Here is a 6,922-nt window from a genome sequence, read left to right on the forward strand (position 1 = left end):
ATCAAAATGACATATCGCTGTAATTAGGGTCTCGCTTTGCCATCAGCTGTAAATCTTCGTTAAAGTCTTTCGTGTAGGGCCGGTGTATTTTCAGCCAATGATGAGGTGGCTTTTCATTCACCAATAAGGTTTCAAGTTCTTCAAAGTGAATCGGTGCCGTATCCAGATGTACATCCACCCAACCGTCTTTGCGAGAAGCCACAAATTTTTGAGCAGTTTTGAAGTACCGTTTGACCATTGCTTCAAGCTCATGAATCAGCGTCTCGGGCTTCTCTATCTCATAACGCAATGAAAAAAATAGTTTTTGTCCCTGTAAATGAATGGTTGTTTTAAGGTTACATGGGCAAGTAGGGTGCAGGAGCAGTCCCATCAATTTTACATTCTGTTGCGTACCCGCTTTGTCATTATCATTAGCCAATATGATTTGTTGTGGTTGGTAGAGTTCAATCAGGTATTGAATAAGGTTTGGTTGGGTTTCGCTTAGATTACCAGCAGTTGCTACATACAGTCGGCTTTCTTGGGGCCCAGGTCCATAAAGTTGATGGTACGAAAGGGCATCAATGGGGCTTTCGGTAATTACCATCGTACACTTTTTGGGGGGAGGCAATGCCAAATTTGAAATCCAGCAAGCATCACCGCGCGGGCGCTCAATCTTATTATAATGCGTATTCCGAACAATCGCGGCTACCACGCCCGTTTGATTTCGCAACGGGAAAACGGTGTTTACATAATGGATTCCGTTGTGTTCAAAAGTTTTGTTAAACACTTGGCCATGAAAGCAATCTGCCATAATGGTGTCTGACTCAATTCCACGTTGAGTTAAGTAAGAGATGTCAAAAAGTGGCTCAAACTTAAAGTCGTATTCAGCGTCAAATTGCGCTTCGGGCGGGGCTGTGGGCCGTAATACCTTTTTAGGTTTTTTAAGTTTACCAGTATTTTGTTCATTCAAAAAACCATCTAACGATGCAAAAACAACCCGCCAATTACGGTTGCTACGGTTGTATTCAAAAGTCAAGATACTGCCGTTATCTTTTGTGTCCAACGGATTGAAGTAGCCCTGATAGCCAGTATTTTGGTTTTGGTAAACAACAATTATATCTCCATCTGACTTCAACACCACATAGTTACGGGATGTTTTTAGAGAATTAATGGTATAACCTTTCCACTGCGCAAATTCAACTAAATCGATCTGCGCTTTGTAATATTCCCATTGGTGTTTTCCTTCTAAAGTTAGTTTTTCCATGAAATAGGAAGTTTAAACCCACACATTACCACTATAAGATTACGACCATGAAGGGATAATTTTCTTGATTTTTGAGGCGCAACGTATAATTTCATCACAAATAGCAGCATCTCCCGTTTGTTGCAGTTGCTTGGTTAATTCAGTCAACCTTCGAATCAGGGCTTCACGAGGCGTTTCTTCCACTGACTTGACAACTACTTTTTTGACAATGCTCGGCACCTTTGCCACCTCTTCAATTTCTTCAATCGTGGCTATTGGTAATGTTTGCACCTCTGACTTACCAATCTGCTGGATGAGCGTCTTATTAACCTTGGTTTTACCCGCCAATATTTCAGATTTCAAAGCAGGTTCTAGCTTCTCCAAACCCGACGCAAACTCAGCATCACGCTTGATTGTTTTCCCGCTAACGTTATAACGTTTCCCAAGTTTTTCGGACGTTGAAAGGGTTTCTTGAGCATAAGGGACAAAATGTCCCTTATGCTCTCCCCCCCCTAAAATTGAGGTACTTTCAACTACTTCATTACCATAAGGGACAAAATGTCCCTTATGCTCTAGTCGTTCATATTTTCCTTTTTCTTTTTTCTCCGTGAGGTACTTCATTCCCCTCAAATAAGAAATTTGTTCAGCAGTTAAATTGCGCCTACCCAATTGATTATCAATCATATACTGCCTAACGTCATATAAATTTTTAAAATCCACCAAATGAATTTTAAAGTCTATTCCGTGTTTTGAGCAAATACTATAACGATTGTGTCCGTCGATTAGGACATAAATAGCGGCTGTCCCTTTTGTCTCGGGGGCAATGATTTCTTCCGTTGTCTGCCAAATCAGCAAGGCTTCCCGACATCCTTCTCGCAGTATATTTTGCTCCAATTGGTGCAATTCATCGGATAGTAAAGGCGGGATGAGTTGTTCTAATTCTGGCAAAATCTGAATCTGTTTTTTGATTTCTTCAAACTGCAACAGACCCTGATCTTTGATGATTTTTTTCTCCCCCAGAGAAATCTGATACTTTTTCATGGACAGTTAATTTTAGTGGCTCGAAAGCTCCTGTGCTAACTTGAGGTAATCCTGCGCTCCGTTGGAATCGGATGCATATTCAAAAATGTCTTGTTGAGCAATCTGGGATTCTTTCAACGCAACATTCTGACGAATGATGGTATTGAAAATTTTAAAACTGGCTAACGACTCTTTGATATAATCAATCATATCGCGGTGCACTTTGAGACGTGCGTCCACCATCGTCAACACAATTCCCTCAATGGTCAATTCGTAATTGATACGGTCACGTACTTGCGTAATTCGGTCAAACAAGTTATTGACACCCTTCAACGCCGACGCTTCGGGCTGGAGTGTAACCAAGCAGCCAGTAGAGGCTACCAATGCCGAATTGGTAAAAATATTGAGGGCCGGTGGACAATCAATAAATATGTAATCGTATTGATTACGAATAGGTGCAATGGCGTTTTTGAGCTGATTAACGCCACCAACGGCCTGTACTAATTCTAAATCAGCATACGCCAATTCTAAATCACTAGGCGATAAATCATAATTTTCGGCGATGGCGTACACTGGCAATGTATCTCCCTTCAAAAGTGCCTGTACTACTTGTTTTTCTGGACTATCGTAGCCCAATGCCTGCGAGAGATTGCCCTGAGAATCCATGTCAATCAGCAGCACTCGATAACCTAATTTTACCAATGCTTTGCCAAGATTCAGGGTAGTCGTCGTCTTACCTACGCCGCCTTTATGGTTCACCACGGAAATAACCTTTGCTCGGGTACTGGCAAACTCCTTAAATCCATATTTGATGAGTATAGGATACAAGCTCGCCAAGTGCTTAGGATTGAGTTGGCGATCTCCAGTTAAGGCTTTTGAAAGGGTGCTGCCTGGCAATTGGGCCTCTTTCTCCAATACAGATAAGGAAAGGGCAGGGTTTTGTTTTAAAAAAGAAATGGCTTTTTCGTGGGTAAGCATAAATCAGTAATTTGTCCTAAATTTAAGACAAATTGTTTTTTTTGTCAAGAATGTTTGACAAAAAAGTAGCACATTATCGGAAATCCAGTCAAATTTCCGTTTATAAAGTTCTTCCAGTGTCTCAACCTTGTCCATATTACAAAACTGGTACTACTCAAAAATCGCCAACACCTAATTTGCAGTGTCGATGCTCACGTATTTTTTTCAGGTCGATAACTGATATTACAATTTTAGTTGAAGTGGAAAATCTCATTTAACGAATTTTGTAAATTCCTATGAAATAGGAAAACAGCAAGTGGATAACATGCTTCAAAGTATGGGGAGTAATTTAGATATTCGTATGTTTTCCCCAGAGGAGTTTTTTATCAATCATAATAAGGTAGTCGTCATCGGACAAGAAACAGCCATTGTCAAAAATACAGGCAAGACCTATCATCAACGTTGGGTACACATTTGGGAGGTTGACGAAAACCACAAGATTACTCGTATTACCTCTTATAACGACACGGATGCCATAAAAGAGGCTTTTTTAAAATAATAAATAGGGACAGAGCATTGTAAGTGATAAACAGTAAGTGAAATCAATTGAAAGCGTTAAGCCCGAAACGGTGCATATTTTTGGATAAAGTGGCAATACTACATACCCATACATTTGGTTTCAGGGCATAATCGTTGGCCGAAGGAGTGACGATCAGCAACGGGGGATTGCCCAAATCCTGTAAAGAAATTGTATTCCCTTTGGAAATTGTCGGCGAATCAGACAGTTTAATTTCAATGGCCAGTGAAATACCCAGCCCCTGTTCAATGACCAAATCAAGTTCTGAGCCGTCTTGCGAACGATAAAAAAATGGCAGAGCGTCGGGTGGCAGTAAACTGATGATTTCCTGAATGATATATCCTTCCCAAGAGCCTCCAGCCACAAGATGCCCTAATAAAGAATCCAACTCTTTAATATTGAGAAGATGATGTAACAGTCCGCTATCTCGAATGTAAATCTTCGGTGATTTTACCAATCGTTTCCCAATATTGATAAAATAAGACTGAAGCCTTCTGATAAGAAATGCCTGTTCGAGAAAATCAATGGCATTTTTAACAGTTGGTTGGCTAACACCCAATGAATTCGCTAACATACTGTAATTCAGCACCCCTCCCTGCATACCAGCAATCATCATCAAAAGACGGCGCATCAATAGAGGAGAAACTGAAAGTCCCAATTGTGGCAAATCTCTTTCCAAATAACTCCTTAAAAAATCGGTAAGCCACAGATTTCTGCTTTTGTCGTTTTTGGCAAGGTAAGATAGCGGAAACCCGCCCCAAAGCCAATGGTCTCGGTAGTTTGCAGGTGCAATTTCTCGATAGTGAAACGGGTGCATTTCAACATAAGAGATTCGCCCAGCCAACGATTCTGCCGAATTTTTGAGCAAATCGGGGGAGGCTGACCCTAATAATATAAAGCGTCCGGCTTCCCGTTTTTGGTCAATCAACCCGCGTAATAAAACAAATATATCAGGCAACCGATGGATTTCATCAAATATGACCGTCAAATTATCATTGTTCTTTAAAAACAACTCTGCATCAAATGACAGTTTTGCCAAATCAGAGGGAATTTCTAAATCTAAATAAAGGCTTTCTTTCGGTAGCACTGCCCGAAGGATTTTTACTAAAGTGGTTTTGCCTACTTGACGCGGCCCTAAAATGGCGGTTACGGGAAAATGATTTACCCGAAATAACAATTCGTTTTCTACTTCTCTCTGAATCATATATGAGAAAATTATTCCTGTAAATATAAATTAATATTTTAAATATGCAGGAATAAAAGTCGCGTATTTTAATGGATAATAAACTAAATGTAACCTAGAAATCCTCAATAACTAGCTCTGTAGGACTCATTTACCAACGGGTATTTTCATCAGTCTTTAGCCGACAGAGATTTGAAATTCATCACTCACACAATAGCCCAAAATGACCAAAATCTTCCAGATATTGGTCATTTTGAGTACAAAAAAACAGGTAAAAACGTTAGTGGCAGCGGTTGGATAGTGCAAATAGCTGAGGCCCAAAGCACTATTGACTCCATCTTTAATCATATAAGAGTGGAATATAATGTTTGGGAATATCTAGCTTTCAATTCCGAAAAATCCTTAATCGTACAAAAATGGAATTGAAATATAAAGAGACCTAGAAAGATAACGATCCGATGATATTACTGGCTTCCATCACCAGCACACAAGTAACTGTTTGGTTTAGTATTACTTTTTCACAGGCACTGGAAATGGATAAGTGAGAGGGTACAAAATGACACCATCAAACTCGCGGAGATAGGTTTTAAATTCCTTTTTCCCCTCCTTCAATTCAATGACCCTAGCTCCATTTTTGGTACGCAAGTAGGTATTTTCACTCCCAGAAAAACAGCCGTATGTTAATGCAATGCCATTGTAATCGACCAAATAGTCATTGACATGGTCATGACCGACAAACATTCCTAGCACGTCGCCAGATTCAAGCATAGCAGCGTACATACCCGTATTAATTTGAGGAGCACATTCATTCTCATAGCGAACTCCCCGTCTTTTGTTTTTGATGTTATCAAAAGCAATTTTAAACTCTGGCAGAGGAATATGGAAAAAAGCTAACGCAGGCAAGGTATCCTTCCGACTTTCTCTGAATGAAGCACTGGTTTGCCGGTACCATTGCACTTGGTTGTGATTAAACCATCCATAGCCATCTACTTTTTTATTTTTTGAGTAAGCGTGTGAATCCATCGCATACAATAACGCAGCATTCGCTCCTGATCTCCCTTTTATCGCTATTGCACCGTTCAAGTAACCATCAACACCACTGGTTTCAGCGGTTTTATTGAGTAGGTAGGGCTTAGTAGCAACATAAGCCGCCACTTCAGCTCGTTTCATTTCATTTTCATCGTCATGGTTACCAAGGGTTACCAAATAGGGTATTTTGCGGGCGATTACAACGTCCAGAACTTCGTCCCAGCCTTGTTTGGTGGGCGCACTTACAACAACGTCACCCGTAAAAACCACCAAATCGGGCTTTATTTCATCAAGAGTGCTCCGCATCAATGCTATTGATTTTTTGGAGGGCGTCGCCCCCGCTTTATAATGAATGTCAGTGAACTGAACAATGCGAAAAGTGCTGTCGGAGCGGAACTGAAGCTCTTGCGATCTAGAGGCAATACTGAAGAGTAAAAAGAATGTAACAAAAGAAAGAGATTTGTTTTTCATAAAAAGTGTTAGGTGAGGAATAAGAGTTTCTGATATTGATTAATACTCAATCTCTAAGAAAGTGTCCTACTGGTATGGATTGCATTCTTTAGTATGACTGATAAAATGAGTAATTATTGTAGCCTTTTCAAATAGTAGTTTTAGAGAACTCATTGGTCGAATTGACTTTTGTATACTTTTATCTATTTAATGTGTTTTATTTTATATACATAGATTAGTATACAGGTTTATCTTACAAAATAGCCTTAAAAACAAACGACAATTGTTCGATCTTGTTTACTAAAATCATTGTCGGTTTGTACAATTAGACCTGCGTTTTTCTGTACTCGCAAAATCTTGTATTGTCCTAAAATTAGTTGACCGTTTTTAGTTAATCCTGAAATATGTTTACCGTTTTCTTCTTAGTCCGAATTTAATCTATTTTTTCTCTTTCCGTTTAGAAGGATCGTAATAGTTTTTCCAA

Annotated in this window: 7 protein-coding genes; 1 reads left to right on the forward strand and 6 read right to left on the reverse strand. The window is 39.7% G+C overall.

Annotated features, from left to right (window positions below):
* Position 1: 1 nt before the first annotated feature.
* The 3 genes from DVG78_RS27160 to DVG78_RS27170 are packed head-to-tail and all read right to left on the reverse strand — an operon-like array spanning position 2 to position 3,220.
* Positions 2-1,243, reverse strand: coding sequence for a toprim domain-containing protein (locus DVG78_RS27160; protein WP_114464143.1), 1,242 nt, complete (start codon positions 1,241-1,243; stop codon positions 2-4).
* A 39-nt stretch (positions 1,244-1,282) separates the two neighbouring features.
* Entirely contained in the window at positions 1,283-2,263 is a 981-nt protein-coding gene (locus tag DVG78_RS27165; RefSeq protein WP_114464144.1) for a ParB N-terminal domain-containing protein, read from the reverse strand.
* A 12-nt stretch (positions 2,264-2,275) separates the two neighbouring features.
* Positions 2,276-3,220, reverse strand: coding sequence for a ParA family protein (locus DVG78_RS27170; protein WP_114464146.1), 945 nt, complete (start codon positions 3,218-3,220; stop codon positions 2,276-2,278).
* Positions 3,221-3,524: 304 nt separating this feature from the next.
* Here DVG78_RS27170 and DVG78_RS27175 point away from each other — a divergent pair, with 304 nt between their 5' ends.
* On the forward strand, positions 3,525-3,758 hold the full coding sequence (locus DVG78_RS27175; RefSeq protein ID WP_147277186.1) for a nuclear transport factor 2 family protein: 234 nt from the start codon (positions 3,525-3,527) through the stop codon (positions 3,756-3,758).
* A gap of 43 nt (positions 3,759-3,801) precedes the next feature.
* On the opposite strand, the gene DVG78_RS27180 is transcribed toward DVG78_RS27175, so the two are convergent.
* The 3 genes from DVG78_RS27180 to DVG78_RS27185 form a co-directional block, all read right to left on the reverse strand.
* Positions 3,802-4,980: an ATP-binding protein gene (locus tag DVG78_RS27180; RefSeq protein WP_114464148.1), complete on the reverse strand. Its 1,179-nt coding sequence runs from the start codon at positions 4,978-4,980 to the stop codon at positions 3,802-3,804.
* 156 nt (positions 4,981-5,136) lie between these two features.
* Positions 5,137-5,307 (reverse strand): hypothetical protein, encoded by a 171-nt coding sequence (locus DVG78_RS30135; protein ID WP_158550122.1) that lies wholly within the window; start codon positions 5,305-5,307, stop codon positions 5,137-5,139.
* A gap of 162 nt (positions 5,308-5,469) precedes the next feature.
* A complete protein-coding gene (locus DVG78_RS27185) occupies positions 5,470-6,459 on the reverse strand; it encodes a metallophosphoesterase family protein (protein WP_114464150.1) in 990 nt (329 codons plus the stop codon).
* Between the last annotated feature and the right edge of the window lie 463 nt (positions 6,460-6,922).

Origin of the sequence: Runella aurantiaca (genome assembly GCF_003339505.1) — a bacterium.
Classification (GTDB): domain Bacteria; phylum Bacteroidota; class Bacteroidia; order Cytophagales; family Spirosomataceae; genus Runella; species Runella aurantiaca.

Coding starts and splice junctions, on each gene's coding strand:
- DVG78_RS27160 (WP_114464143.1), bottom strand. CDS start 1,243: ATGGAAAAACTAACTTTAGAAGGAAAACACCAATGGGAATATTACAAA.
- DVG78_RS27165 (WP_114464144.1), bottom strand. CDS start 2,263: ATGAAAAAGTATCAGATTTCTCTGGGGGAGAAAAAAATCATCAAAGAT.
- DVG78_RS27170 (WP_114464146.1), bottom strand. CDS start 3,220: ATGCTTACCCACGAAAAAGCCATTTCTTTTTTAAAACAAAACCCTGCC.
- DVG78_RS27175 (WP_147277186.1), top strand. CDS start 3,525: ATGCTTCAAAGTATGGGGAGTAATTTAGATATTCGTATGTTTTCCCCA.
- DVG78_RS27180 (WP_114464148.1), bottom strand. CDS start 4,980: ATGATTCAGAGAGAAGTAGAAAACGAATTGTTATTTCGGGTAAATCAT.
- DVG78_RS30135 (WP_158550122.1), bottom strand. CDS start 5,307: ATGATTAAAGATGGAGTCAATAGTGCTTTGGGCCTCAGCTATTTGCAC.
- DVG78_RS27185 (WP_114464150.1), bottom strand. CDS start 6,459: ATGAAAAACAAATCTCTTTCTTTTGTTACATTCTTTTTACTCTTCAGT.